This is a genomic window from Streptomyces lushanensis (assembly GCF_001700515.1).
Taxonomy (GTDB): domain Bacteria; phylum Actinomycetota; class Actinomycetes; order Streptomycetales; family Streptomycetaceae; genus Streptomyces; species Streptomyces lushanensis.
In genome coordinates this window covers 1-938 of sequence record NZ_MAUD01000557.1, presented here as the reverse complement: position 1 = coordinate 938, position 938 = coordinate 1, and the positions used below count along the sequence as shown (strand labels likewise).

At 70.4% G+C, this 938-nt stretch carries 1 protein-coding gene; it reads right to left on the bottom strand.

Translation table 11 applies throughout. The features are described from left to right. Positions 1-136: 136 nt before the first annotated feature. Positions 137-938, bottom strand: an 802-nt coding sequence (locus BFF77_RS31165) for a right-handed parallel beta-helix repeat-containing protein (RefSeq protein WP_141698585.1), incomplete at its 5' end; no start/stop codon positions are given.

The window sequence follows — 938 nt, the reverse complement described above, 5'->3', positions numbered from 1 at the left end:
GGGGGACCGGGACCGGCCCGGAGGGGACCAGGCCGGCCCTCGTGGGACCGGGACCTCGTCGTGGATGGATGCCGACCGGACCGGACCTGACGTGACTTGACCAGAACCGGACCGGCCAGGGCCCGGCCGGTGGCTGCTACGTCGGCCCGGACCCGACCGTCATCGCCGGAATCCTGTGCCGTCCGGTCGGCTTCGTCCCGTTCACCTCGGCGCCGGCGACGCCCATCTCGGTGGCGGGCGCGCTGGCCAGCGGCTTCTTGTCCGCGTACGGGTGGATGCCCAGGCGCTCCACACCGCCTCGACGGCTACTGCGCCGGGCGCCCAGCAGCGCCGAGAACAGGATCAGCAGCAGGATGGACACCCAGAGCAGGGTCATCGGACTGGCGTAGTGCCGGAACTTGACCCAGAAGGCACTGGTGTCGTGCCAGGCGAAGGTCTGGTTCTCCTTGACCGTGACACCGCCGTGGGCCCGGCTGGTGTCCACCGCGCTCGGGCCGACACCGGCCACCACGTTGTACGAGACGGTGGACCTGTCGATGCCGCCCACCAGGGAGATTCCGTGGTTCGTGGCGTCCTGGACGGTGTTGCCCCGCACCTCGGCCTGCGAGTCGCGCACATAGACACCGGTCTCGGTGCCCTCGATGATGTTGCCGGTGACCGTGGCCGCCGAGACTCCGTCGCGCACGGAGATGCCCTGCCGCGTCTGGCCGGTCAGGTGGTTTCCGGTGATGGCGACCTTGGTGGCGTCCTCGCGGGCCACGATGCCCATGTCGCCGCCGTCGACCTCGTTGTTCTGCACACCGACGTTCACGCCGCCGAAGACCTCGATGCCGTACCGGCCGTTGTCGCGCGCCGTGCTGTCGGACACCGAGTTGGAGCCGTAGCTGCTGATGGACTCACCGGAGGCGGAGGGTCCGTTGGCCAGCGGCCGGCCGCTG